Below are 24,282 nucleotides of genomic sequence, written 5' to 3'. Positions count from 1 at the left end.
GCCCCGGATCACTCCCCGTCGAGGATGGCGTCCACGAACGTCTCCGGATCGAAGGGGGCCAGGTCGTCGGCGCCCTCGCCCAGGCCCACGAGTTTCACCGGGACTCCCAGCTCCCGCTGGACCTGCAGGACGATGCCGCCCTTCGCGGTGCCGTCCAGCTTGGTCAGCACGATGCCGGTGATGTTGACGACCTCGGAGAACACCTGGGCCTGACGCAGCCCGTTCTGTCCGGTGGTGGCGTCGAGGACCAGCAGCACCTCGTCGACGTCGGACTTCTTCTCGACGACGCGTTTCACCTTGCCGAGCTCGTCCATCAGGCCGGTCTTGGTGTGCAGCCGTCCGGCGGTGTCGATGATGACGGTGTCGGCGCCGTCCTCGGTCGCGCGGGCCACCGCGTCGAAGGCGACACTGCCGGGGTCGGCGCCCTCGTCCTTGCGGACCACGGGCGCGCCGACGCGGTTGCCCCACGTCTCCAGCTGGTCGACGGCGGCAGCGCGGAACGTGTCGGCCGCGCCCAGCACGGCGCTGCGGCCGTCCCCCACGAGGACGCGGGCGAGTTTCCCGGCGGTGGTGGTCTTGCCGGTGCCGTTCACGCCCACGACCATGATGACGGCGGGCCGGTCCGTCTCCGCCCGGGTCCGTACGGCACGGTCCGCGTTCGGGTCGATCTGGGTGAGCAGCTCCTCCCGCAGCAGTTGGCGCACGTCGTCCTGGGTGCGGCTTCCCAGCACCTTGACCTTGGTGCGGAGGTTCTCCACGATCGCTGTCGCCGACTCGACCCCGACGTCGGCGGTGACAAGGGTGTCCTCGATCTCCTCCCAGGTGTCGTCGTCGAGTTTGTCGGAGGCGAGGAGGTTCAGCAGCCCCCGGCCGAGGACATTCTGCGAGCGGGCGAGGCGGGAGCGCAGCCGCACCATCCGCCCGGCGGACGGCGGTGGGGTCTCCACCTCGGGCGCGGCCGGTTCGGCGGTGGCGGGGGTTGCCGGTTCCGCCTCGGCGACGGCGCCGGAGCCCTCCGCCGGTTCCTCGGCGCTTTCGGTTTCGGTTGGTTCGGCGACAGCGGTGCCGGAGTCGGCGGTGGCCTGCTCTTCCTGCCGCGGCTGTTGTTGGGGCGGTTCCGAGCGGCGCGGCCGGATGAGGAAGACACCGCCGAACACCAGCAGCGCGACGATGAACGTGGCGACAGCGAATATCGTGTAGTCCATAACGAGCCCAGTTTCGCAGAAGGAGCGGCCCGCATGGGCAACTCCGGTGGGCAGGGCGGTGTTAGGTCCCGCGGTGGCGCGTGGTCCGCAGGATGACGATGAAGAACGGCGCGCCGAGGAACGCCGTCACCACCCCGAGCGGGAGCTCGGCGGGGGCGAGGGCCGTGCGGGCGACGATGTCCACCAGCACCATGAAGCCGGCGCCCACCAGCAGGGACATCGGCAGCAGCAGCCGGTGCCCGGTGCCCACGAGGCGGCGCACCATGTGCGGCACGATGATGCCGACGAACCCGATGAGTCCGCTCACCGCGACGGCGGCCGCCGTCGCCAGGGACGCGGCCGAGATCACGAGCATCCGCACCGCCGCCGGATTCAGCCCGAGGCTGTGGGCCTTCTCGTCGCCGAGGGCGAGCATGTCCAGCAGGTAACCGCACGCCAGCAGCAACAGCACACTCACGACGGCGTACGGGGCGATCATCCGCACCTCGTCCCAGCCGCCGTGCCCGACACCGCCGAGCAGCCACGTGTAGACGCGCTGCAGGTCGTCCAGGCGGAACTGTTGCACCAGCGTCTGGGCCGCGGAGAGGAAGGACGACACCGCGACGCCGGCCAGCACCAGGGCGGCGCTGCCACCGCCCGCTGTCGTACCGAGGGCGTAGGCGGCGGCGACGCCGAGCAGCGCGCCCACGAACGCGGAGGCCGGGATGGCGGCCTGCGGTGCCGCGTCCAGGCTCTGGCCGAACACCATCACCAGGGTGGCGCCCAGTCCGGCCCCGCCGGCTGCCCCCAGCAGGTAGGGGTCGGCCAGCGGGTTGCGGAACACCCCCTGGTAGCTGGCTCCCGCGGTCGCCAGCAGCCCTCCGACGACAGCGCCGAGGACGACGCGGGGCAACCGCAGCTGCACCAGTACGGCGCGCTCCCGCTCGTCCAGTGGTGAGTCCATGCCGGGCCACACACGGCTGAGCAGCTCACCGCCGATGTCGGCCGGGGTGATGCTGGCGGCCCCGGCTGTGGCGCCGAGGACGAGCGCTGCGGCGAGCACGGCAAGCCCGGCGGCGAGCCATGCCCAGGTCAGCCGGGGACGCCGCACGGGCTACTCCTCCTCGGCGTCCGCCGCGGCGATGACGGACTCGGAGACGCTGTCGGCGAGCTCGGTCACGCGCGGGCCCCACCGCGAGGAGATGTCCGGGTCGAGCTGGGTGATGTCGTCGTTCCCGACGGCGGTGACGGTGTCGAACGCGGGCCGCTGCTTCACCTCCGAGACAGCGTCCTCACCGCTGTACCCCAGGAAGACCAGGTCCGGGTTCTGCTCCACGACGTACTCCGCGGACAGCTGCGGGTATCCGCCGGCGGTGTCGTCGGCGGCGTCGGCGACGTTGTCCAGGCCGAACTCGCTGTAGACCTGGCCGATGAAGGTGTCGGATGTCACCGAGTACATCTCCTGGTCGAGCTCGTGGTAGTACGTCAGGTCGGTGTCGCCGATGGCGTCCGTGGTCTCGGCGATGGTGTCGTCGATGTCGGACTCCATCCCGCTTGCCACCGTGTCCGCCTTGTCGGCGTGGCCGGTGGCCTTGCCGACCGTGCGCACCTGGTCGTAGGCGTCGTCGAGGGTCTCGGCGGCGGGCGCCACGAAGACCGGGATGTTCACGTCCTCCAGTTGTCCGGCGGAGTCCTGGGCGTCGCGGCCGAGGATGACGAGGTCGGGGTCGTGTTCGGTGATCGCCTCCACGTTGGGGGTGAACCCGGAGAGGTCGGTGTCGGGTGCCTCCTCGGGATAGTTGGAGTGCTCGTCGGCGGCGACCACCTGGTCCCCGGCGCCGACCGCGAACAGGGTCTCGGTGAGGGTCGGCGACAGGGAGACGATGCGTTCGGGCCTCTCGTCGATGTCGAGCTCGCCCCGGGCGTCGGTGACGGTGACGGGGAACTCCCCGCCGGCGTTGCCGCCGCCGGAGTCCTCCTCCTGTGTTCCCGTCCCGCCGCACGCCGCGAGGGGAAGAACCGCCAGAGCGGCTATGGCCGGTGTCGTGAGTGCTCTGCGCACGGGGCTCCTTTGCAACAGCGATCCGGGGGAAGTGTCAGAGCCCGCTGGGACGGACCGTCCTTCCCACGAGGACAGTGAGCGTCGGCATCCGCGGAGGCGACCTGGCTCGTCCCGCCGCGGGGCGGCGGGCGTCACAGTTGCGGGACAGCGCCGGGTTCGGGGGCGTGGGAACGCCCCCACCACCGGACTTCGCTCACGCGGTGCCCGTGTGCCCTGCCGGGATGGGACCGGTAGGGCGACATGTCCACTTTACGCGCCGTGCTCGGAGCGTGTTCCCGGTGGTGGGCCCACACCGGACGGGAAAGGGCGGCGACGGCGGTGCGCTGCTGTTCCGTCGCCTGGCCGCGTGCTAACACGCGGTACGCGCGACAGTGTCCCGCTCCAAAACGCCGGGGGACTGTCCACCACGGCTGGGAACGGGAGTGTCGGAACACACGCGGCCGGGTGGTGTGGGACTCCCACCGGGGCCATTGGCCCGGCCGGACCCCGCCGGGCCACCAGGGCAGGAGTGCGGATCACAGCAGACCCGACCGCGCCCCGCGCAGAAACGCCTGCCACTCCCCCACCGGGAACACCAGACTCCCCTCCGTCGAGGTCCGGGAATCACGGACAGCCGCCCCCCGCGCGAACTCGGCCACCTCAACACACTCGGAAGCGCCTGCGCTGTATGTGGACTTGTGGAACACCAAGTCGTCTGGAGAACACATAGAAACCTCACTAGCGAACGGGACTCATACCTGCCCTGGTAACCCGGCCGGACCCCGCCGGGCCACCAGGGCAGGAGTGCGGATCACAGCAGACCCGACCGCGCCCCGCGCAGAAACGCCTGCCACTCCCCCACCGGGAACACCAGACTCCCCTCCGTCGAGGTCCGGGAATCACGGACAGCCGCCCCCCGCGCGCACTCGGCCACCTCAACACACTCGTTGGCACTGGCGCTATATGTGGACTTATGAAACACCACCTCATCCGGAAAGCACACAGAAACCTCACTAGCGAATCAGGTTCTTCATCAGGTCGATCGACCCCGCCTGGGACAGAGCATCCATGGCGACGTGTTCGAAAGCTTGTCGGTAACCAGTCACATACGCGGGTTCTTCCAGATAGAGCCCTTCAGCCCTCGTCTCGATGTAGACAAGACTGGGGTCACGCTCATCGCTGTAGTCCAGAATGACCATGGCGCCGAACGTAGCTGCGTGCATACCCGACGACTGTGGATGTATTTGGACCGTGATCGTGTTGAGGGACTCGGCGATCTCGATCAAGTAGCTGATCTGCTGACGCGCGAGTCCTTGGTCAGTACTACACAGCCGGATCAAAGCCTCCTCGGCGACCACCGCGTGCAGGTCCGGCGCGTCTTCTCCGGCCAGTATCTCCTGGCGTTCCATGCGTGCGGCAACGATGCGATTGATCTCGGCGTCGCTACGTGCGAGGGCAGCACGGGCACTCATCGCCGCGTAATCCGCCGTCTGCAGCAGACCAGGGATCACGATCGGTTGGAAGGTACTGATCGTCGACGCCTCTGCTTCGAAGCCGATATAGGAATCGGGCAACACGTCACTGTAGGTGTCCCACCACCCGCGCTCCTTTGACTGTCGCCCCAAAGCGAGTATCGCTTCGCGACGGGCGGGATCCGTGACCTCGTAAGTATTCAAGAGGTCCCTGAGCGCACTGGGGTCCGGACGGGAGCGCCCTGCCTCCATATGGTTGAGACGGCCCGATGACCAGCCGAGAGCTTTACGGGCGCCGTCCACGGTGTATCCGACGGTTTCCCGCAGGCGGCGCAGTTCAGCAGCGAGCCTGCGCTTGCGCACGGTGGGACTGTGCCTCATGTCTGCCTCTGTATCGGGGGCGGCTGGGTGTTGATCCTATTCCGTCTCAAAAAATTTCCGGGCATTCAACTCATTATGAACACTTCATCTTGACGCTTCATGTTGAATTAATCATCATGAACATAGCTTTACTTCATCGCTCTTCGTGCTTCCTGTTGCTACAAGGAGTGACATATGCGGACCTTCACGTGGCTCCTCCTGCCGCTACTCGCCCTCCTCGGCGTCGCCCCGCCCCCACCCAACGGACAACACGCCGGCAACGTCCCGCGCGCCCGCCTCAAACGCGTCCTCGCCGAGGAAGCCGCCCGCACCCGCAACCGAGCTACCGACGACGAACCGCACCCCGACCCACCCCCACCAACGCCCCGCAGCATCCCGCGCGGTGTCCGTCCCCGCCTCGTTCCACAACAACGCATTCCCCGCTGGGGCGAATTCTGCGAAGTCGCCCAACGCCACAGCCGTCACTGGAACATCTCTCCCACCCACGACGCGCTCCTGCCCTACAAGGCGCACCACGCCACTCATCCCGACATCGCCCTGGCCTTCAGCACCCTGGAAGCCATGGACCACGCCCTGACCACCTTCCACCCACCCGACCGCGTCCGCCCCTATGTCACCCGCGCACCCGCACCCGGACCCACCGGGCCGAATGTTTCCGCCCGTCCCGATCCCGATCCCGACATGGCCGACCTCGCCGCCCACGTACGCGCCTACCTTGCCACCACCGGCCACCAGCGCACCTGACCGCCGAACACCAGCCACGCCCCGGAAGGACCACACCCGGAAGGACCACACCCGGAATGGACCTCACGCCGCACCAGTGCCGCGAACTCCGCGACCTCGCCGACCAGCTCGTCCAAGACACCCGAACCGGCTCCCTGTGGCCCAGCCGCATCCGCGCGACCGCCCGTGAACTCCGCACCCGCCTGAACACCTACCTCGCCGCCACCGAGGTCCGCCCGCACGACGCAGCGGACGCGACCCACTGACCACGACCGGACACAACGGGAGCCGCGCTGCACCGGGGATCCACGGTGCAGCGCGGCTCCACGTGGTCACCGGTCTGGTGCCGCACCGGACCCGCGCGGTGGCACAGGAACGGCGGCCGCGGGGCGGCTACGTCCGGCTGCGCTCCAGCTTCTGGCTGATGACGTGCGAGATGCCGTCGCCCTGCATCGTCACCCCGTACAGCGCGTCGGCGACCTCCATGGTGCGCTTCTGGTGCGTGATCACGATGAGCTGGGCAACAGTGCGCAGCTCGTCGAAGATCACCAGCAGCCGCTGCAGGTTGGTGTCGTCGAGCGCCGCCTCCACCTCGTCGAGGACGTAGAACGGCGACGGGCGCGCCTTGAAGATCGCCACCAGGAACGCCACAGCCGTGAGGGAGCGCTCCCCGCCCGACAGCAGGGAGAGGCGCTTCACCTTCTTTCCCGGCGGGCGCGCCTCCACGTCGACACCGGTCGTGAGCATGTCCTCCGGGTCGGTGGGCACCAGTTTGCCCTCCCCGCCGGGGAAGAGGCGGCTGAAGATGTGGGCGAACTCCCGGGACACGTCCTCGAACGCCGCCGAGAACACCTCCTGGACCCGGCTGTCCACCTCCTCCACGACCTTCTGCAGGTCGCGGCGGGTCTGCTTCAGGTCCTCCAGCTGCGAGGTGAGGTAGGAGTGGCGCTCCTCCAGGGCGGCGTACTCCTCCAGCGCGAGCGGGTTCACCTTGCCCAGTTTGGTGAGTTCCCGTTCGGCCTTGCGGGCGCGCTTCTCCTGCTCCTCCCGGACGTAGGGAACCGTGCCCGGCGGAAGTTCCCCGGAGTCGGCGTCCGTGCCCTCCTCTCCCTGCCGTGTGTGGTCCCGCGGTGGTTCGTCCCCCTGCTGTCCGGCGCTGCCGTCCCCGCCCGGCTGTCCCTCCGCGCCGTCACCCGCCGGCACCGGAACGTGCGGGCCGTACTCGGCGAGGAGCGCGGCCACGTCGACGCCCATCTCCTCGACCGCCTTCGTCTCCAGCTCCTCCAGCCTGATCTTGCGCTGCTCACGAGCGGCCTCGCTGCCCTGCACCGTGTTGGCGAGCTTCTCCAGCTCCACCGACAGCTCCCGCACCCGGGCGCGTACCGTTTTCAGCTCGGTGTCCCGGGCGGAACGCTCCTCCTCGGCACGGCCGCGTTCGGTATCGGCCGCGGACAGCGAGTCCGCGACACGACGCAGCGCCTCGTCGGCAGCCCGCGCCACCGCCTCGGCGACCTCGGCCTGGCCGCGGCGCCGCTCGCGCTGGCGCTCGGCACGTTCCCTGGCGCGGCGCTCCTCCGCGGCGGCGTGTTCCAGCTTCTCCGCGCGTCCGGCGAGCGAACGCACCCGCTCCTCGGCGGTGCGCACGGCCAGCCGCGCCTCGGTCTCCGCCGCTCGGGCGGCGCTGGCCCGTTCCGCGAGCTCGTCGCGGTGGCTCGTGTCGGGTTCGTCCTCCGCTTCCGGTTCCGCCTCGGTGGCGGCCAGGCGCTCCTCCAGCTCGGCGAGGGTATCCAGGTCGTTCTGCCGACCGGAGGAGGCTTTCGCCGCGGCCTGGGCGCTCCGCTCGGCCTCGGCCTCGGCGGCGCTGACCTGCCCGCCGATCTCGGCGATACGCTGGTTGGCTTCGTTCCGGCGCTGGTCCGCCGTGCGCCTGCGGGTTTCGACCTCCTCCAGGGCGTTGGCGGCTTCGGTCCTCCGCCGCTGCGTGTCGGCCAGCCGCGCACTGGCGCGTTCGCACTCCTCCTGGGCGCGTTCCAGCCGTTCGGCGGCCTCGTCCACGGCCGCCTGGGTCTCCAGCAGGCTTCCGGACGAGGACCCGCCCTGCACCAGGGCCGGCGAGAACACGTCCCCGGAGCTGGTGACGGCGCGCAGCCGGGGCTGGTCGGTGATGACGCGCTGGGCGTCGGACGTGTCCGCCACCAGCACGGTCCGGTCCAGCAGCGCGGTCACGGCTTGGGTGAGGTCCTCCGGCGGGGTGAGCGCCTCCACGGCGTAGCGCGCCCCGTGCGGGGGCGTGGGCCAGGAGTCGCGCGGCGGCGCCGCCGCGGGTTCGGCGACGACGATGCCCGAGCGGCCCGCGTCGTCGGTCTTCAGCAGGGTGAGGGCGGACTCGGCCGCGCCGGGGCTCTCCATCACGACCGCGTCCGAGGCGGGGCCGAGGGCTGCGGCGATGGCCGTCTCCCAGCCGGTCTCCACCTCCACCAGCGAGGCCAGCGACCCCAGCACGCCGGGCAACCGGTCGGCGGCCGCCAGCAGCGCGCCCGCACCGTCCTTGTGGCTGAGCCCCGTCTCCAGGGCTTCCTTCCGGGCCGCGATGGCGGCGCGTTCCCGCTCGGCCGCCCGCTCGGCGTCGCGCGCCTCGGACAGTTCGGTGTCCAACGCGGCGAGGTCGCGTTCGGCCGCCTCGCGGTGCGCCTGGAGGTCGGCGTCTCCCGCGTCCAGCCCGGACGTGTCGTTCTCGGCCTGTTCGCGCTGCGCCCGGGCCTCCTCGGCGCGTTCCCGCGCCTCGGCGGCGGCGTCGTTCAGCCGTTCCACCTCGGCCTCGCTCGCGGCGAGGCGGCTGCGCAGCGCGTCGACCCGACCGCGGAGCTTGGCGAGGTTCTCCCGACGGTCGGCCGCGAGGCGGGCCGCCTCCGCCACGCGTTTCTCCTCCGCCTCCAGCGCGGCCTCGGCCGTTCCGCGTTCCGTCACGGCGCCGTCCAGCCCCTCCTGGGCACTGTCGAGGTGCTCCTGGAGCTGCTCCTCCTGGGCGCGGACTTCCTCGGCCTCGCGTTCCAGCTCCTGCGGGTCCTGGCCGCGCTGCTCCTCCTCGGCCGGCGCGCTGAGGTTGCGGTGACGTTCGTTCGCCAGGCCGGCGACCGCGTCCAGGCGCTCCTTGAGCTGGGAGAGGCGGTGGTAGGTGTCCTGGGCCCGGGCGAGGCGGGGTGCTGCCTGCGCGGCCGCCGTGTCCAGCTCGTTCTCCCGGGCCTGGGCCTCGGCGAGGGCTTTCTCCGTGGTGTCGCGGCGGGCGCGGGCGGCGGACTCCTCGGCCTCCTCGTTGGTGATCTGCTCGCGCAGCGCGGTGATGTCGTCCGCGAGTAACCGCAGCCGGGCGTCGCGGGCCTCGGCCTGGATGGTGGCGGCGCGCCGGGCGAGCTCGGCCTGTTTGCCCAGTGGTTTGAGCTGGCGGCGCACCTCGGTGACGAGGTCGTTCACCCGGTCCAGGTTGCCCTGCATCGCCTCCATCTTCCGCAGCGCCTTCTCCTTGCGCTTGCGGTGTTTGAGGATGCCGGCGGCTTCCTCGATCAACGACCGGCGCTCCTCGGGACCGGCGTGCAGCACGGTGTCGAGCTGGCCCTGCCCGACGATGACGTGCATCTCCCGGCCGATCCCGGAGTCGCTGAGCAGCTCCTGCAGGTCGAGCAGCCGGCACGTGTCACCGTTGAGGGCGTACTCCGATCCGCCGTTGCGGAACATGGTGCGTTTGATCGTCACTTCGGAGTAGTCGATGGGCAGGGCGCCGTCCGTGTTGTCGATGGTGAGACTCACCTCGGCACGGCCGAGCGGGGCGCGGGAGGACGTCCCGGCGAAGATGACGTCCTCCATCTTCCCGCCGCGCAGTGATTTCGCGCCCTGCTCGCCCATCACCCAGGCGAGGGCGTCGACGACGTTGGACTTCCCGGAACCGTTGGGCCCGACCACGGTGGTGATGCCGGGTTCGAACCGCAGGGTCGTCGCGGAGGCGAAGGATTTGAAGCCACGCAACGTGAGGTTCTTCAGGTACACCCCGTACTCCCTGTTCCCGTTCCCGGTTTACGGTTCCGCAGGACAAGGGTGCCACGAACGCGCCGGGTACGGGCCCCGTTCCGGGAACGAACAGCACCGGTGTGAACAGACTCGCCGTTTCGGGAGCGTGGCGCGGACCGATGCCGCGCGTAATCTTGCCAAATCCCTCGGGAAAGTAGGAAATAGGGAGAGGGGGATCCCTCGCGGAATCGGACGGGATCTCTCCCCTGCGCCACCAGGGACGCCGGAGTACGGTGCGGGGCGGCGTCCCTTGTTCGTTACATCCGTAAAGCTACGGTTGGGCGCGTACTACGCGAGCGCGGGCTCGCGATCCGTCGCGCTGACAGCCACGTCAGCTACCTCGGCGCTGAGTTGCTCGTTACGCGCCTGAAGGCGCCCGACCTCCTCCTCAAGATCGCGCACCCGCTCCCGCAACCGCTGCATCTCCCGGACCATCTGCGGGTCGGAAGCGCCGACGTGGCCAAACAGAGCCTTCGCCATGATGTGGGTCCTCCACGTTGAGTAACCAGACTGGACGACGCGCACGGCCCCGGGACCGCCCCGAACAACCACCAGCACCCTGCCGAAAGAAGCGGAGCACGCCCTCCAACGCCGCGCTGTGGACGTCGCCAGTCACAACCGTCAATTACTGTCAGTGATCACGCAGTAGCCAGGCGAGTCTCGCCTGGCGCTCCGCATCCGCGCCTCCCGGCCCGACCGGTACCGCCGCGCCGTCCACTCGACGGACGCAGCGACACGAGCTGGCACCCGGAGCACACGGCTCGCATCCTCTCTCCAGGATACTCACCGTTCGACGAATCCGGAGAACGCACCCCGAAACTCGTCCCAACGCTCGGTAACGGACGCGACCTGACCGGGAGTATCCCCGCTACGCAGCAGTTCAAGCAACCGGGAACAGTGCTCCCGCTCACCCTCGGCGACGACCTCCACCCTGCCGTCCGGCAGGTTCGTCGCCGCACCGGTCAGGCCCAGCTCCAGAGCGCGCGCACGCACCCACCAACGGAATCCGACACCCTGGACCCGGCCACGCACCCATGCCGTCATCCGCGCGTCGCTCACTCGGACCTCCCTCGCCTCAGGCTGGCTTCACACCGGCGGGCAGCGGCTGGCACCGGGGGCAGTGGTACGAGGAGCGGTTCATGAACGCCGAACGCCGGACCGGGGCGGCGCACCGCGCGCACGGTTGCCCCTCCCGCCCGTAGACGTTCAGTCCCCGTTCGAAGTAACCGCTCTCCCCGTTGACGTTCACGTACAGCTCGTCGAACGAGGTGCCGCCGGCGGCCAACGCGTCGCGCATGACCGCCCGGACCTCGGCCATCAGCTCCGCGACGTCGGAGCGGCGCAGCGACCCGGTGTGCTGCCCGCCGTGCAGTCGTACCCGCCACAACGCCTCGTCAGCATAGATGTTGCCGATGCCGCTTATCAGCGACTGGTCCAGCAGGGCGCGTTTGATGTCGCTGCGGCGCCGCGCCAGTACCGCCGCCACGGCGTCCTCGTCGAACTCGGGATCGAGCGGGTCACGGGCGATGTGGCGGGCTGCCGACGGCACCCGCGCGCCGCCGTCCGCGACCAGCGGATCCACCAGCAGGTGACCGAACGTGCGCTGGTCGACGAACCGCACCTCGGTCCCCTCGTCCCCGTCCAGCCGCAGTGACGCCCGCAGGTGGCGCTCCGGCGCCTGTTGCGGCCGCTGCACCAGGAGCTGCCCGCTCATACCCAGGTGCGCCAGAAGAGCCTCGCCCGAGTCCAGCGCCAGCCACAGGTACTTACCCCGCCGGGACACACCCTCGACCCGGCGGTCGGACAGCCGGGCGGAGAAGTCGCTCCGCCCACCAGCGTGCCGCCGGACGGCACGCTGGTGCAGAACCGAGACCGCGCCGATCGTGCGACCGGTCACCCACTGGTCCAGCCCGCGCCGGACCACCTCCACCTCGGGAAGTTCAGGCATCCGAGCGTCACTCCCGGGACTCGCCCCGGCCGGCGGAACGGGCGCGGATCGCCTTCCACGCCGACTCCGCTGCCTGCTGCTCGGCCTCCTTCTTGCTGCTCCCCGCGCCGAGACCGTACTCCTCCCCGGCCACACGGACCGTGGCCCGGAACGTCTTCTGGTGGTCGGGGCCGCTCTCCTCCACGAAGTACTCGGGAACACCCAGCACCTCGGAGGCGGTCAGCTCCTGCAGCGACGTCTTCCAGTCCAACCCCGCGCCGAGCCCCGAGGCGGTGGAGATCAACGGGTCGAACAGGCGGTGCACCAGGTCCGAGGCGACGTCCAGGCCCCGGTCCAGATAGACCGCGCCGATGATCGCCTCCAGCGTGTCGGCGAGGATGGAGGACTTGTCCCGCCCCCCGGTGCCTTCCTCGCCGCGCCCCAGCCTGATGTAGCCGCCGATGCCCAGGCCCCGGGACACGTCGGCGAGCGCGCGCATGTTGACCACGGCCGCGCGCAGCTTGGCGAGCTGCCCCTCGGGCAGATCGGGATGCTCCCGGAACAACGTGTCCGTGACGACCAACCCGAGCACGGAGTCCCCGAGGAATTCCAGGCGCTCGTTCGTGGGCAGGCCGCCCTTCTCGTAAGCGTAGGAACGATGCGTCAACGCGCGAGTCAGTACCTGCGCGTCCAGTTCGACACCGATCGCCTGGTAGAACTCGTGTGCCTCAACGGCGCTGAGTTGCGTTGCCACTCGCGCTCACACCCCTAAATCTCCAGCGTCCTGTCCCCAGGCACGCCGGGTCGTCGCACGGCTGCGCTCGGCAGATCCGGTCAAGGGACGCTCGAGAGCGAGGTGGACGCCGCTGTTGGCACACGGGGAGGGGAACCGCCCTCCCGCCGGCGACCACCACGGCCTCGGGATATGCCCGTACCGGTGTGTGGTCTCCCGCGTCGCGGTCGGATCGGCGGGCCCAACCGCGTGAGCCCACCGCGATCCGCTGCTCACGCCGGCTTGACGACCTGGCGGTTCCGGTACGTGCCGCAGGTGGGGCAAGCCGTGTGGGAGAGCTTGGTGCCACGGCAACGCTGGCAGGTAACCAGGTTCGGACGCGACGCGGTCCACTGGGACCGGCGCTTGCGGGTATTACTCCGCGACTTCTTTTGCTTCGGAACAGCCACTTTACTCCTCCTCGTTGACGTCCTCTCCCGCCTGACGGGCGGAAACCCCGGCCGCCCCTCAGGGTGAGGTACTCATGGCACCGTGCGGTCATCACCCCCGACAGGGGCGAATCCCCGCCGGGACCTCCCCGTCGTGCGCTGCCCAACGGCACCGCACCGGAGGCGGTGTCTCACCTCCCCGCCACTGGCGGCGAGGATGTCACGGTCCGCACTGCCCGGTGTCCTGGTGTCCGCACCGTGCGGCACGCGGGCCGGACCGGACGACGGACCAGCCACAGCTTACTCGACAGGCGGAACCGGTCGCTCCGCCGTGGTGGTGTCACCCACCCGCCGGGTCACCTCAGACGGTGAACCCGCGCGGGGAACCGTCACTGCTCACCGGTGTCCCCGCCCAGTTTCCGCAACGGCTCCCAGCGGGGGTCGACAGGGTCGCCGTGGCTGTGGCCGGGTTCGGCCTCGGCGAGCTTGACTCCGCACTCCACGCAGAGGCCGGGGCAGTCGTCCCGGCACAGCGGGGTCAACGGCAGCGCGAGAACGAGCGCGTCCCTGAGCACCTGCTCCATGTCGAGCAGATCGTCCTCAAGGTAGTAGTCCTCGTCCTCCTCGTCCTCGGCGTCCGATTCCGAGGCGGCCGGGCTCCTGCCCTTGGAGTCCTCCTCCGGGTACCGGAAGAGCTCCTGGAAATCGACCTCGATGGCGTCGGAGACCGGATCCAGGCACCGGGAGCACTCCCCCTCGTACCTGGTGCGTCCCGTCCCCGTGACGAGGACCCCCTCCATGACCGCTTCGAGCCGCAGCTCCAGTGCGATGTCGGCGCCCTCGGGGACGTGGACCATCCCGTTCGCCAACGATCCGGGAGCGGGCGCGATGCGTTCGAGGGTCCGCATCGAACCTGGTTGGCGCCCCAGTGACTTGGTGTCGACCACGAGAGGGGCGCGAGCATCTAGACGAGACAGGGTAATTCGCGCTTTCGTTGAATACGGCCGTCCGCCGTGGCGGCGAACGGCGAGCTGGTGGTACTCCCCGGCACCGCCGAGCGCGGAATGTCACACCCGCACGGCGCAGCGGAGATTCAGGCACAATCGTTCCTTCATCGTAACCACCGATGCGGGCCGCCCCAAAATCACCCGTTGTCCCGGGGAACGGTCAGTCCCCCTGCTCCTTGTACTTCTCCCGCAGCCGCGTCTCCACGTACGGCGCCACCAGACCGCTGACGTCCCCGCCGTTCCGGGCGACCTCCTTCACCAGGCTGGAGCTCAGGAACGAGTACTGCGGGTTGGCCGTCATGAACATCGTCTCCACACCGGAGAGCCGGTAGTTCATCTGGGCGATCTGCATCTCGTAGTCGAAGTCGCTGACCGAACGCAGACTGCGGATGATGGAGTTGACCTCGTTCTCCCGGCAGAAGTCCACCAGCAGCCCGTCGAACTTGGCCAGCCGCACGTTCCCGAAGTCGCGGGTGCACTCCGCCAGCATGTCCAGCTTCTCCTCGACGCTGAACAGGCCGCGTTTGTTGACGTTCAGCAGAACAGCCGCGATCACCTCGTCGTACTGCCGTGCTGCGCGCCCGATGATGTCGATGTGACCGTTGGTGATCGGGTCGAAGGACCCGGGGCAGACGACACGGCGCACGGTGGACCGCTCCTCTCTGGCCGACCTTCGGGCACGGTTCCCCGCCCCGGCGGTTCCCGCCCGGCGTTCAGGCATGGTCCGGGAGACTCGCGGTGCGACCGTACCAAAGGGTCGCCTCCCCGTAACGGCGCATCCGCACCGGGACGAAGCCCTCGGGCCACACCAGGTCGGGCCCACGGCTCGCGCGTTCCACCACCAGCAGCGCGTCCGGCACGCACCACCCTCCGTCGCGCAGCGCCGCCAGCACCTCACCGAGCTCGGCGTCGGGCAGCGCGTAGGGCGGGTCGGCGACGACGAGATCGTAGGGGGCGCCTCCCGGCCCCCGCTCCAGTACCCGCAGCACCCGTCCGACCTCCACCCGGGCTCCCGGCAGGTCCACGCTCGCGACGTTGCGGCGCAACGTCGCGGCCGCCCGGCGGTCGGCCTCCACCATCAGCGCGTGGGACGCCCCGCGGGACAGCGCCTCCAGCCCGATCGCCCCCGACCCCGCGTACAGGTCCAGCACCCGCGCCTCGGACAGGGTTCCCAGGTCCGACAGCACCGAGGAGAACAGTGCCTCACGCGTCCGGTCACCGGTGGGGCGGGTCACCCTCCCGTTGGGTACGGCGAGCCGGCGTCCCCCCGCGGTTCCGGCGATGATGCGGGTCATGTGTGCAGTTTCCCCTCTCTGGCTACGGTGCCGTGTCCGTTCCCAAGCACCAGGTCTACCGGACCAGCCGCGCGCCGCGGCCGTGGGCTGGCCCTGTCCGGTGGACGCTGTTCGTCACGGCCCCGCCCCGGTTCCGCGCACGCGCCCACCGGCAGGGGACTCAGGCCTTCTCCAGGTAATCGGCCCGCTCCAGGAAGTCCCCCAGGGAGCGGGCCAGTCGCGGGTGGGTGGCCAGCTCGGGATCGGCCGCGACGAACGCGGCGGCCTCCTCCCGGGCGTCGCCGATGAGGTCGGCGTCCCGCAGCAGGGTGAGCAGCCGCAGCGAGGACCGCTTCCCCGACTGGGCACCGCCGAGCACGTCCCCCTCGCGGCGCTGTTCCAGGTCGACCCGCGACAGCGCGAACCCGTCCCGGGTTCCCGCCACCGCATCCAGCCGGTCCCGCGCCGGTGTGTCCTCCTCGGCCTCGGTCACCAGCAGGCACAGCCCGGGCAGGCTCCCGCGTCCGATACGCCCCCGGAGCTGGTGCAGCTGGGACACGCCGAAACGGTCGGCGTCCATGATCGCCATCACTGTCGCGTTCGGCACGTCGACCCCCACCTCCACCACGGTGGTCGACACGAGCACGTCCACCTCGCCCGCGGAGAAGCGGCGCATGACCGACTCCTTCTCGTCCGGGGTGAGACGGCCGTGCAACGCCTCGACCCGCACGGCGGCGAGCGGCCCCTCGGAGAGCTCGGCGGCGACGTCGGACACCGCCAGCGGCGGGCGCGTCCCCGCTTCCGCCTCGTTCCCGCCGCCCTCCTCTTGGAGCGGGCTGTCTCCGTTCTGTTCCCCGGCGGGCGCGGAGCCTGCCTCGGTCCCGTCGCCGTCGATCCGGGGGCAGACCACGAACGCCTGGTGGCCCCGGGCGGCTTCCTCGGTGATCCGCTCCCAGGCACGGTGCAGGAAGTGCGGTTTCTCCCGCGCCGGGACCACGTGCGTGTCCACCCGGGAGCGTCCGGCGGGGATTTGGTCGAGCACGGACACGTCGAGGTCGCCGTACACGGTCATGGCGACCGTGCGCGGGATGGGGGTCGCGGTCATCACCAGGACGTGCGGCCGCCCCCGCGTCGCCTTCTCCCGCAGCGCGTCGCGCTGCTCCACCCCGAACCGGTGCTGTTCGTCCACCACGACGAGCCCCAGGTCCGCGAACGACACGTGCTCCTGCAGGAGGGCGTGGGTGCCGACCACGATTCCCGCCGTGCCCGAGGCCGCTTCCAGCAGCGCCTCGCGTCGCGCGGCCGCTCCGGCGGAGCCGGTCAGCAGTGTGACGCGGGTGGCGTGCTCGTCCGCGCCGAGCCGCCCGCCGTCGGCGAGGGGGCCGAGCATCGCCACGATGGAGTGGTAGTGCTGCTGGGCCAGGACCTCGGTGGGGGCGAGCAGGACGGCCTGGCCGCCCGCGTCCACGACCTGCAGCATGGCACGCAGGGCGACGAGGGTCTTCCCGGCTCCCACGTCGCCCTGTAGCAGGCGGTGCATGGGGTGGGTGGCCTCGAGCCCGGCCGAGATGGTCTCGCCCACCGCCACCTGGCCCTCGGTCCGGGTGAAGGGGAGCCGGGCGTCGAACGCGTCGAGTGCGGCGCCGGTGACGCGCGGTCGGGCACACGCCGGGACGGCGGAGGCCTCCCGGTGGCGCTGGGCGAGGGCGAGCTGCAGCACGAAGGCCTCATCCCACTTGAGCCTGCGCAGCGCCGCGTCGGCGGACTCCCGGTCGGCCGGCCGGTGCACGTCCTCCAACGCCGTGCGCAGGTCCCGGAGGCGGTGGCGCTCGCGCAGTTCCCGCGGCAGGGGGTCGTCGAGTTCGCCGACCTGGTCCAGCAGCACCTCCACGCAGCGTTGGATCCGCATGGAGGAGAGGTCCTTGGTGGCGGGGTAGACCGGGATCAGTCTGCCGGCGAACTCACGGGCGCGGTCCTCGCCGGTGGCCTCCCCCGTGGGCAGCATCTCGTACTCGGGGTGGGCGAGCTGGCGCCGGCCGCGGAAGGAGGAGACCCTGCCGGCGAACATGCCCTGGGACCCCGGAACCAGGTGGCGCTTGTGCCATCCGGTCTTGTGGAAGAACGCCAGGGTGAGCTGGGCTGTGCCGTCGGTCACGACGACCTCCAGCATGGTCCGGGGCTTGCCGCCCTGCCCACCGTTGATGCGGCGCTCGTTCGCCCTGCGGACCTCGGCCTGCACGGTGGCGTTCTCGCCCTCGTCCAACGCGGCGAGGTCGGTCAGTTCCCCGCGGGTGACGTAACGCCGGGGATAGTGCTGCAACAGGTCGCCCGCGGTGTGCAGGTCCAGTTCGGCGGCGAGCTTCTTGGCGGCGTTGGCTCCCAGCGTGGCCCGTAGTGGTTCGTCCCACGTGATCAACGGGGCTCCTTCCAGCACTCTCCACCGGGACACCGCGCGCGTGCCGACGGGTACCGGTACGCGCGCGGCGGACTCCTCACGTGCAAGGTTAGGGCCTGTCCGGGGGCACTGCTCGTCACGGGGCGCGCGGCCGCGCCGGCGACACGGCCGCCTCCGGGCACGGAACGGGTCCCCTGCCGGCCTGCGGGAGCGCCGGCCGCCGGGTTCCCGGACAGGGCGCGAGGGGGCGGGCACCTCTCGAATGGGCCCGGCCCGGCTGGTGTGCGGTGCCGTGCGAGGTAGTGGCCCGGGAGTCGAACACTGCAGGTACACTGGTAGCGGCGCTGGCGTGCGGCCTTCTTCCGGCTGGAGTGTCGGACCGGGGCGCACCCGTCACTACCGCTTCGTGCGGGGGAGGATCCCCGTGCGGTTGGGAGCGGTTCCGATCGTCGTGTACGCTCGCACGGTCGGCGCGCAGCGTCATCCTGATTTTTGGACCTCTCGGGTCGCTCTCGCACGTGTGCGCCAGTGCACGGACCCGAAAGCGTGAATGGAGTTACCGTGGCTTCCGTCTGCGACGTTTGCGGCAAGGGACCCGGGTTCGGTAAAAGTGTCTCTCACTCGCACCGCCGCACCCCCCGCCGCTGGAATCCCAACATCCAGACCGTGCGTACGCGCGTGGGTGGCACACCCAAACGCCTGAACGCGTGCACGTCGTGCATCAAGGCCGGCAAGGTCGGCAACTGAGCACACCCGCGCGGTCGGTTTTCCGTCAGCGCCACGGCGTAGGCCGTGGCGCCTTTTCGTGTCCGGGGGCATCCCCGGGACCTCCGCTCAGATGCCGCAGGCGCGGCCGTTCAGGGAACAGCTCGAGGGCTCCTGCTCCGGCCCGTGCGCGGTGAACCCGATGGTGGCCGTCTGACCCGGCGCGATCGCGGCGGTGTCCTCGGCGGGGTGCATCCGGACGCTGCTTCCCGACACCTGCCAGTCGGCGTTCCAGGCCGAGGTGACCTCGGCGTCGGGGAAGCCCAGCGCCAGTCGCCACTCCTCCACCGGCTCGTCTCCCGTGTTGGTGAGCGCGACCTGTCCGGTGAACCCGGTCTCCGAGGAGTCCACGGTCCGGTAGGTGACCCGGACGCCCGCGGTTCCGGCGCCCGGCGGGGCGGAGGGTTCCGCCGTTCCCGCGCTGGGCTCGAGGTGCTGGCTGCCGGTGTCCGGGGCCGCGTCCCGCCCCGTCGGCGGCCCGCTGAACTTCAGGTGGATCTGGGTGGTGCTGTAGGCGAACAGTGTCAGCGCGAGCGTCACCCCGGAGAGCACGAGCACGGTCAGCACGTGGGGCGGACGTACCTTCCGGGGGACGGTGCTCTCCAGTACGCGTGTGAGCGTGGCCAGCTTCCCGGCGTCGTGTGGCTCGGCGCGGTGCGCACCACGCCGGCCCCGCCGGTCCGCGTCTCGCCGCCGCATAGTTGTGCTTCCGCCTCGTTCGTCACGTGGACGTGGCCACTGCCGCCCCGACGCACCGGTAGGAACGGCAGAACCGTCCGGTGGGGTCCGGGGTGCCGCGCCCGTTCTCTCCCACTACCGCACTCTGGCACATCGCCCCCGCTCCGTCGATCACCCGAAGTGGTTCCAGGAGGTGGGCGGCGGGGTCCGGCCGTCGACGGTGACCCCCTGCCCCTCCCGCACCGCGCCGACGGTGGTCCAACCGTCGGGAGGCCCGGTTCCGGGTGGGAAGGTCGCCGCCAGGGCGTGGTCCTCCCCGCCGGCGACCATGAACTCGCGGACGCCGCGGTGGCCCCCTCCGAGTTCGGCCAGACGTTCCACGGCGGAGCGCAGTCCGGCGGGTGGGACCAGCGCGGAGGAGTCCAGTGCGACCGCCACCCCGCTCGCCCGGGCAACGTGGCCGAGGTCGTGCGCGAGTCCGTCGCTGATGTCGATCATGGCGCTCGCGCCCAGCGCGGCCGCGCGCGGCCCCTGGGGGTAGGGCGGGCTGGGGCGGCGGTGCTCGGCCAGGGCCTCGTCGGGGCCGTCGGCACCGGCGCGCAGGAGCGCGTATCCCGCCGCGGACAGTCCCAGGTTTCCCGTGACCGCCACCGTGTCGCCGGGCCGGGCCCCGGAGCGGCGCACGGCCTCGGCCCCGCCCAGGTCGCCCAGGGCGGTGATCGCGACCGTCACGGCGGGGGCGCCGACGGTGTCGCCGCCGACCACGGCCCCGCCGGCGGTGGCGCACTCAGCGGCGATACCGTCGGCGAAGCCGTCCACCCATGCCACGGGGAGGTCGTCGGGGACGGCGAACCCCAGGAGCAGCCCGGTCGGTCTGGCCCCCATCGCGGCGATGTCGGCGAAGTTCTGCGCGACCGCCTTGTGTCCGACGTCACGCGCGCTCGACCAGTCGCGGCGGAAGTGCCGACCCTCGATGAGGAGGTCGGTGCTGGACACGACGCGGTTGTCGGGGGCACTGGTGACGGCGGCGTCGTCACCGGGCCCGATGATTACGTCGGCGGTTTGTGGGAACTTGGCCGACACGCGTCCGATAAGCCCAGGTTCGCCCAGTTCTCCAATAGTGCGCAACACAACTATCAGGGTACGGTGACGCTTTCGGAGAAGTGGTCTAGCCCTGTTCGGCGGACGCTGTTCGTCACGAGCGGCGCGCCCGGCGCCGCGCACGCGTCCACCGAACAGGGACCGAACCCGCGATTGCGGACGGCACGCTCCGAGGACTGGCAGGATACTCGTCCGGAAAGGGGCCGCATGGTGCAGGCCTATATTCTGATTCAGACCGATGTCGGCCGGGCGGCTGACGTCAGCCGCGACATCGCCGCGATCGACGGAGTGACGCAGGCGGAGGACGTGACCGGGCCCTACGATGTGATCGTGCGCGCCCAGGCCGAGGACGTGGACGCCCTGGGCCGCATGGTGGTGGCGCGTATCCAGCGGTTGGACGGTATCGCGCGCACTCTCACCTGCCCGATCGTGAACATCTGACCTGGTGGTTTCGACAAGCCGATGCGACTGAGGACAGTGGCCGCCACAGCGGCGGCCCTTACCGTGCTGGCGGGGTGCGCGGCGGACACCGCCGAGGTTCCGGCACCCTCGCCGGACGCGGAGACGGCCGAGCTGTGCCGCACGCTGGTGCAGCGTCTGCCCGACACCGTGGTCGGGCAGGAACGGGTCGCCACGCGCCCGGACTCGGACCATGTCGCGGCGTGGGGGGATCCGCCCGTCGCGGTGCGGTGCGGTGTGGAGCGCCCCACCGAGCTGGCCCCGGACTCCCATCTGCGGACCGTCAACGGGATCGCGTGGTTCCCCGAGCCGGGCGACCGCCCGACGCTCTTCACGGCGGTGGGGCGCGAGGCCTACGTGGAGCTGGACGTTCCGCCCTCCTACGGCGCACCCGCACGGGGGCTGGTGGAGGTGGGCGACGTGATCGCCGACACCGTGCCCGCCCTTCCCGACGGGGAGGTCTGAATCCCGGCCGGAGGTCACATTCCGCCGGTGAGGGCGTCGATGCCGCCCGCCTCCTCCAGCTCCGCGCGGTTCAGGTCCAGGGCGTTGGAGCAGGCCGCTCCGGGTTCGGGCACGTCGGAGCTCCTCTCGTAGGCCCGCAGGAACGCGCTGATCCGCTCGTCGGTGGCGTCGTCCAGGCGGAGCTGCTTGCCCCAGGCGCTGGCCACGATCGGGGCGGGCATCTCCCCGTCGTAGGGGCTCACGATGACGTAGCTGCCCTGGGAGTACAGCGACGCGAGCTCCTCGCGCTGCTTCTCGGGCAGGTCGGGCTCGTGCGTGAGCCACACCGCGCCGTGCTCCAGCGAGTGCACGGCGTTGCGGGCGGACACCGGTTCCTCGTACACGCCGCAGTTCTGCCACACGGCGTGGTGGTCTCCCCCGACGGGCGGTTCGGGGTCGTAGTCGACCGGTTCGGTCACGTGGTCGTTGGTGAGCTCGTCGAAGGTCCGCAGCCCCTCGATCGTGCTGCGTTCGTACTGCCGGTAGACGCCCAGCCCCACCAGGCTGAGGACGAGGACCGCGGCACCACTGGCACCGGCGATGGTGAGGATCCTGCGTCTGCGCTCCTGCCGGAGGCGTTGGGCCTTTCGTTCCGCTGCCTGGCGGCGCCGCCGGGCGGCCTTGCTCTCGCTCACGTGCATCGCTCCCGGAACAGTAGGGTGCTGTGGGACACTGCGGTTCCCCCGATTCGGGGTTCTCGTGAGTAACGCCCGGCTTGGTGAGGATGGTTCCCCATGCGCAAGGACCACACCGCGGAGGACAGCAGCAGTGCTGGGGAGCAGCACGGTGACCAGGGACATCGGCGCGGCTGGCCGTTGTGGAGCGCTGTGGCTGCTCTGGTGGTGGCGGCGCTCGTCGGCGGCTACGCGCTCGGAAGCCCGGGTTACCCGGACGACGACTCACCCGAGGCCGGGTTCCTGCGGGACATGAGCACGCACCACGCCCAGGCGGTGAACATGTCGCTGCTGGTCCTGGAGGAGAGCGAGGACACGGCTCTGCGGACCGTCGCCCAGGACATCGCGCGTACGCAGCAGGAGCAGATCGGGCGGATGCAGGGCTGGCTGGTGCAGTGGGACCTGCCCGCGCGCGGCCCGGAACCGCCCATGTCGTGGATGCCCGACCACGACGCCGAGGGCGGCATGCCGGGCATGGCCTCCGAGGAGCGGATGGAGAAGCTGCGCACCGCCGAGGGCGAGGACGCCGAGATCGTCTTCCTGCGGGCGATGATCGACCACCATGTCGGCGGGGTCGACATGGCCGAGGCGGCCGAGGAGCTGGGCGAGGAGCCCATGGTGGTGGACTTCGCCGCCGGGATGGCCGAGACCCAGCAGTCCGAGATCGAGATGATGCGCGAGATGCTGTCCGAGCGGGGTGTCGACCCGGAGGACATGTAGGGCCCCTGTCCGCCGGACGCGTGGCGTCGCACGTGTCCTCGGTTACATCACCGGGCGCGGTCCCGGCGCCGCACCGATGCCGGGCTCTGCGCAACGACCGACGTTTCCCCTGGTGACAGCTTCCTTTCGTTCCAACGCCCGGTAGGGCGGCGCGGCACCGGCCGGCTCCGCGTGTGCGGGACGCCCGCCGCCGAGGTTCGGGAACCTCCCCTCCCATCGACGTACTACGAACTGTAGAACTACAATCTGTCGTACTACGGTCCGTCAATCTATGGGTGCGCGGAAGAGGTACGTATGGAAGCTCTGGATCTCGCCCGCTGGCAGTTCGGGATCACGATGGTGTACCACTTCCTGTTCGTGCCGCTGACCATCGGACTGTCGGCGATCGTCGCCGTCCTGCAGACCGCCTGGCACCGGACCGGAAAACACTCCTACCTCCAGGCCACGAAGTTCTTCGGGAAACTCTTCCTCATCAACTTCGCCATGGGCGTGGTGACCGGCATCGTGCAGGAGTTCCAGTTCGGGATGAACTGGAGCGAGTACTCCCGCTTCGTCGGCGACGTCTTCGGCGCGCCGCTGGCCATGGAGGCGCTGATCGCCTTCTTCCTGGAGTCCACCTTCATCGGACTGTGGATCTTCGGGTGGGACAAGCTGCCCCGCCGCGTCCACCTGGCCTGCATCTGGGCCGCCGCCGTCGGCACCAACCTCTCCGCCTACTTCATCCTGGCGGCCAACGCGTGGATGCGGAACCCGGTCGGCTACACCGTGGACCCCGACACGGGGCGCGCCCAGCTCACCAGCATCTGGGCGGTGCTCAGCAACACCCAGGCCTGGTCCACCTACCTGCACGTCCTCGCCGCCTCCTTCATCATCGCCGGGCTGTTCGTCGTCGCCGTGAGCGGGTTCAAGCTGTGGCGCAGCCGGACCAGGGGCGACACCGGCACTCCCGGCGTCACCCCGCCCAGCGGGGAGCACGAACTCTTCCGCACGACGCTGCGGGCCGGGATGGTCGTCACCCTGATCGCCGGCGTCCTCGCCGTCTACTCCGGCGACCACCAGGCGAAACTCGCCGCCGCCTACGAACCGATGAAACTCGCCGGGGCCGAGGCGCTCTGGGAGACCGAGGACGGCGCGCCCTTCTCCGCGTTCGCCGTCGGCGACGTCGACGAACGGCTCAACGTCATCGACCTCAACCTCCCCCACGTCCTGAGCTTCCTCGCCACCGGCGAGATCGACGGGACCGTGCACGGCATCAACGACCTGCAGGAGTCCTACGAGGCCGCCTACGGACCGGGCGACTACACCCCCAACGTCTTCGTGCTGTACTGGTCGTTCCGCCTGATGATCGGACTCGGCCTGGCCGGGGTGCTGCTGTCCGCGGCCGGACTGTGGTGGACCCGCAGGAGACGCCTGCCCGACAACCGGTGGTTCTACTACGCCACGATGGCCGCGCTTCCCGCAGCGGTCACCGCCAACATCCTCGGGTGGCTGCTGACCGAGATCGGCCGCCAGCCCTGGACCGTACGCGGCGAGCTCCTCACCGCCCAGAGCGTCTCCCCCGGCGTCAGCCTCGGTGAGGTGGCGCTGTCCCTCACCCTGTTCACCGCGATCTACGGCGTTCTCGCCGTCGTCGAAGCGGGGCTGCTGTGGCGCTACGTCAAGGCCGGCCCCTCCCACCTCGTCCCCCAAGCACCCGACGGAGACGACGGGGACTCCAACGACCGCGTTCCCGCCTTCGTCTACTAGGAGTCGAC

The 24,282-nt window shown here is 70.5% G+C and carries 26 protein-coding genes; 7 read left to right on the top strand and 19 right to left on the bottom strand.

From position 1 onward, the window contains the following. Positions 1 to 8: 8 nt before the first annotated feature. The 6 genes from ftsY to FHX37_RS02870 all read right to left on the bottom strand — a co-directional run bounded on the left by ftsY (position 9) and on the right by FHX37_RS02870 (position 5,060). On the bottom strand, positions 9 to 1,205 hold the full coding sequence (gene ftsY / locus FHX37_RS02895) for a signal recognition particle-docking protein FtsY (protein ID WP_141921924.1): 1,197 nt from the start codon (positions 1,203 to 1,205) through the stop codon (positions 9 to 11). Between the two features lie 61 nt (positions 1,206 to 1,266). Continuing rightward, positions 1,267 to 2,295 carry a FecCD family ABC transporter permease gene (locus tag FHX37_RS02890; RefSeq protein ID WP_141921923.1) on the bottom strand — a complete coding sequence of 343 codons (1,029 nt, stop codon included), beginning with the start codon at positions 2,293 to 2,295 and terminating at the stop codon, positions 1,267 to 1,269. Positions 2,296 to 2,298: 3 nt separating this feature from the next. Continuing rightward, on the bottom strand, positions 2,299 to 3,246 hold the full coding sequence (locus FHX37_RS02885) for an ABC transporter substrate-binding protein (protein ID WP_141921922.1): 948 nt from the start codon (positions 3,244 to 3,246) through the stop codon (positions 2,299 to 2,301). A 515-nt stretch (positions 3,247 to 3,761) separates the two neighbouring features. Further along, positions 3,762 to 3,953, bottom strand: a complete 192-nt coding sequence (locus FHX37_RS02880; RefSeq protein WP_141921921.1) for a DUF397 domain-containing protein — start codon at positions 3,951 to 3,953, stop codon at positions 3,762 to 3,764. 83 nt (positions 3,954 to 4,036) lie between these two features. Next, positions 4,037 to 4,207, bottom strand: a complete 171-nt coding sequence (locus tag FHX37_RS02875) for a DUF397 domain-containing protein (protein ID WP_342777589.1) — start codon at positions 4,205 to 4,207, stop codon at positions 4,037 to 4,039. A 31-nt stretch (positions 4,208 to 4,238) separates the two neighbouring features. Then, a complete protein-coding gene (locus tag FHX37_RS02870) occupies positions 4,239 to 5,060 on the bottom strand; it encodes a helix-turn-helix domain-containing protein (protein ID WP_246062043.1) in 822 nt (273 codons plus the stop codon). A 192-nt stretch (positions 5,061 to 5,252) separates the two neighbouring features. Here FHX37_RS02870 and FHX37_RS02865 point away from each other — a divergent pair, with 192 nt between their 5' ends. Both FHX37_RS02865 and FHX37_RS02860 read left to right on the top strand, forming a co-directional pair. After that, positions 5,253 to 5,822, top strand: coding sequence for a hypothetical protein (locus FHX37_RS02865; protein ID WP_141921918.1), 570 nt, complete (start codon positions 5,253 to 5,255; stop codon positions 5,820 to 5,822). Between the two features lie 56 nt (positions 5,823 to 5,878). Next, positions 5,879 to 6,067 carry a hypothetical protein gene (locus FHX37_RS02860; RefSeq protein WP_141921917.1) on the top strand — a complete coding sequence of 63 codons (189 nt, stop codon included), beginning with the start codon at positions 5,879 to 5,881 and terminating at the stop codon, positions 6,065 to 6,067. A gap of 127 nt (positions 6,068 to 6,194) precedes the next feature. Here FHX37_RS02860 and smc read toward each other — a convergent pair whose 3' ends face one another. From smc to recG, 10 genes are all read right to left on the bottom strand, one after another. After that, positions 6,195 to 9,842, bottom strand: coding sequence for a chromosome segregation protein SMC (gene smc, locus FHX37_RS02855; RefSeq protein ID WP_141921916.1), 3,648 nt, complete (start codon positions 9,840 to 9,842; stop codon positions 6,195 to 6,197). A gap of 309 nt (positions 9,843 to 10,151) precedes the next feature. Next, positions 10,152 to 10,343, bottom strand: coding sequence for a hypothetical protein (locus tag FHX37_RS02850; protein WP_141921915.1), 192 nt, complete (start codon positions 10,341 to 10,343; stop codon positions 10,152 to 10,154). 303 nt (positions 10,344 to 10,646) lie between these two features. Next, positions 10,647 to 10,907 (bottom strand): acylphosphatase, encoded by a 261-nt coding sequence (locus FHX37_RS02845; RefSeq protein ID WP_170181619.1) that lies wholly within the window; start codon positions 10,905 to 10,907, stop codon positions 10,647 to 10,649. 31 nt (positions 10,908 to 10,938) lie between these two features. Beyond that, complete coding sequence (gene mutM / locus FHX37_RS02840) at positions 10,939 to 11,811, bottom strand: bifunctional DNA-formamidopyrimidine glycosylase/DNA-(apurinic or apyrimidinic site) lyase (RefSeq protein WP_141921913.1); 873 nt, start codon at positions 11,809 to 11,811, stop codon at positions 10,939 to 10,941. 7 nt (positions 11,812 to 11,818) lie between these two features. Beyond that, positions 11,819 to 12,544, bottom strand: a complete 726-nt coding sequence (gene rnc, locus FHX37_RS02835) for a ribonuclease III (protein WP_141921912.1) — start codon at positions 12,542 to 12,544, stop codon at positions 11,819 to 11,821. A gap of 251 nt (positions 12,545 to 12,795) precedes the next feature. Next, a complete protein-coding gene (gene rpmF, locus FHX37_RS02830) occupies positions 12,796 to 12,972 on the bottom strand; it encodes a 50S ribosomal protein L32 (RefSeq protein WP_141921911.1) in 177 nt (58 codons plus the stop codon). A gap of 368 nt (positions 12,973 to 13,340) precedes the next feature. Next, on the bottom strand, positions 13,341 to 13,934 hold the full coding sequence (locus FHX37_RS02825; RefSeq protein WP_141921910.1) for a YceD family protein: 594 nt from the start codon (positions 13,932 to 13,934) through the stop codon (positions 13,341 to 13,343). A 184-nt stretch (positions 13,935 to 14,118) separates the two neighbouring features. Beyond that, on the bottom strand, positions 14,119 to 14,604 hold the full coding sequence (gene coaD / locus FHX37_RS02820; RefSeq protein WP_141921909.1) for a pantetheine-phosphate adenylyltransferase: 486 nt from the start codon (positions 14,602 to 14,604) through the stop codon (positions 14,119 to 14,121). Between the two features lie 67 nt (positions 14,605 to 14,671). Beyond that, positions 14,672 to 15,253, bottom strand: coding sequence for a 16S rRNA (guanine(966)-N(2))-methyltransferase RsmD (gene rsmD / locus FHX37_RS02815; protein WP_141921908.1), 582 nt, complete (start codon positions 15,251 to 15,253; stop codon positions 14,672 to 14,674). Between the two features lie 160 nt (positions 15,254 to 15,413). Then, positions 15,414 to 17,648, bottom strand: coding sequence for an ATP-dependent DNA helicase RecG (recG, locus tag FHX37_RS02810; protein WP_141921907.1), 2,235 nt, complete (start codon positions 17,646 to 17,648; stop codon positions 15,414 to 15,416). 540 nt (positions 17,649 to 18,188) lie between these two features. On the opposite strand from recG, the gene rpmB reads away from it, so the two are divergent. After that, positions 18,189 to 18,374, top strand: coding sequence for a 50S ribosomal protein L28 (gene rpmB, locus FHX37_RS02805; protein ID WP_141921906.1), 186 nt, complete (start codon positions 18,189 to 18,191; stop codon positions 18,372 to 18,374). Positions 18,375 to 18,461: 87 nt separating this feature from the next. On the opposite strand, the gene FHX37_RS02800 is transcribed toward rpmB, so the two are convergent. Further along, positions 18,462 to 19,091: a cellulose binding domain-containing protein gene (locus tag FHX37_RS02800; RefSeq protein WP_141921905.1), complete on the bottom strand. Its 630-nt coding sequence runs from the start codon at positions 19,089 to 19,091 to the stop codon at positions 18,462 to 18,464. Between the two features lie 150 nt (positions 19,092 to 19,241). Further along, on the bottom strand, positions 19,242 to 20,201 hold the full coding sequence (locus FHX37_RS02795; protein ID WP_141921904.1) for a thiamine-phosphate kinase: 960 nt from the start codon (positions 20,199 to 20,201) through the stop codon (positions 19,242 to 19,244). A gap of 177 nt (positions 20,202 to 20,378) precedes the next feature. Between FHX37_RS02795 and FHX37_RS02790 the strand changes: the two genes are divergently transcribed. Next, positions 20,379 to 20,612 (top strand): Lrp/AsnC family transcriptional regulator, encoded by a 234-nt coding sequence (locus tag FHX37_RS02790; protein WP_141921903.1) that lies wholly within the window; start codon positions 20,379 to 20,381, stop codon positions 20,610 to 20,612. Between the two features lie 21 nt (positions 20,613 to 20,633). Beyond that, complete coding sequence (locus FHX37_RS02785) at positions 20,634 to 21,095, top strand: DUF3515 domain-containing protein (protein WP_141921902.1); 462 nt, start codon at positions 20,634 to 20,636, stop codon at positions 21,093 to 21,095. Between the two features lie 14 nt (positions 21,096 to 21,109). Here FHX37_RS02785 and FHX37_RS02780 read toward each other — a convergent pair whose 3' ends face one another. After that, positions 21,110 to 21,769 (bottom strand): DUF3105 domain-containing protein, encoded by a 660-nt coding sequence (locus FHX37_RS02780; protein ID WP_141921901.1) that lies wholly within the window; start codon positions 21,767 to 21,769, stop codon positions 21,110 to 21,112. Between the two features lie 99 nt (positions 21,770 to 21,868). On the opposite strand from FHX37_RS02780, the gene FHX37_RS02775 reads away from it, so the two are divergent. Together FHX37_RS02775 and FHX37_RS02770 are read left to right on the top strand one after the other, a co-directional pair. Beyond that, a complete protein-coding gene (locus tag FHX37_RS02775; protein WP_141921900.1) occupies positions 21,869 to 22,528 on the top strand; it encodes a DUF305 domain-containing protein in 660 nt (219 codons plus the stop codon). Between the two features lie 294 nt (positions 22,529 to 22,822). Next, positions 22,823 to 24,274, top strand: a complete 1,452-nt coding sequence (locus FHX37_RS02770; protein ID WP_141921899.1) for a cytochrome ubiquinol oxidase subunit I — start codon at positions 22,823 to 22,825, stop codon at positions 24,272 to 24,274. Positions 24,275 to 24,282: the final 8 nt, after the last annotated feature.

Source organism: Haloactinospora alba (assembly GCF_006717075.1).
Taxonomy (GTDB): domain Bacteria; phylum Actinomycetota; class Actinomycetes; order Streptosporangiales; family Streptosporangiaceae; genus Haloactinospora; species Haloactinospora alba.
Note: the sequence above shows the minus strand (reverse complement) of the source record. Positions and strands in the feature narration are given on the sequence as shown.

Excerpts from the sequence above, each read along its gene's own strand:
- ftsY (WP_141921924.1), bottom strand. The coding sequence starts at position 1,205 with ATGGACTACACGATATTCGCTGTCGCCACGTTCATCGTCGCGCTGCTG.
- FHX37_RS02880 (WP_141921921.1), bottom strand. The coding sequence starts at position 3,953 with ATGTGTTCTCCAGACGACTTGGTGTTCCACAAGTCCACATACAGCGCA.
- FHX37_RS02865 (WP_141921918.1), top strand. The coding sequence starts at position 5,253 with ATGCGGACCTTCACGTGGCTCCTCCTGCCGCTACTCGCCCTCCTCGGC.
- FHX37_RS02860 (WP_141921917.1), top strand. The coding sequence starts at position 5,879 with ATGGACCTCACGCCGCACCAGTGCCGCGAACTCCGCGACCTCGCCGAC.
- FHX37_RS02850 (WP_141921915.1), bottom strand. The coding sequence starts at position 10,343 with ATGGCGAAGGCTCTGTTTGGCCACGTCGGCGCTTCCGACCCGCAGATG.
- FHX37_RS02845 (WP_170181619.1), bottom strand. The coding sequence starts at position 10,907 with ATGACGGCATGGGTGCGTGGCCGGGTCCAGGGTGTCGGATTCCGTTGG.
- mutM (WP_141921913.1), bottom strand. The coding sequence starts at position 11,811 with ATGCCTGAACTTCCCGAGGTGGAGGTGGTCCGGCGCGGGCTGGACCAG.
- rsmD (WP_141921908.1), bottom strand. The coding sequence starts at position 15,253 with ATGACCCGCATCATCGCCGGAACCGCGGGGGGACGCCGGCTCGCCGTA.
- FHX37_RS02800 (WP_141921905.1), bottom strand. The coding sequence starts at position 19,091 with ATGCGGCGGCGAGACGCGGACCGGCGGGGCCGGCGTGGTGCGCACCGC.
- FHX37_RS02790 (WP_141921903.1), top strand. The coding sequence starts at position 20,379 with ATGGTGCAGGCCTATATTCTGATTCAGACCGATGTCGGCCGGGCGGCT.
- FHX37_RS02785 (WP_141921902.1), top strand. The coding sequence starts at position 20,634 with ATGCGACTGAGGACAGTGGCCGCCACAGCGGCGGCCCTTACCGTGCTG.
- FHX37_RS02775 (WP_141921900.1), top strand. The coding sequence starts at position 21,869 with ATGCGCAAGGACCACACCGCGGAGGACAGCAGCAGTGCTGGGGAGCAG.
- FHX37_RS02770 (WP_141921899.1), top strand. The coding sequence starts at position 22,823 with ATGGAAGCTCTGGATCTCGCCCGCTGGCAGTTCGGGATCACGATGGTG.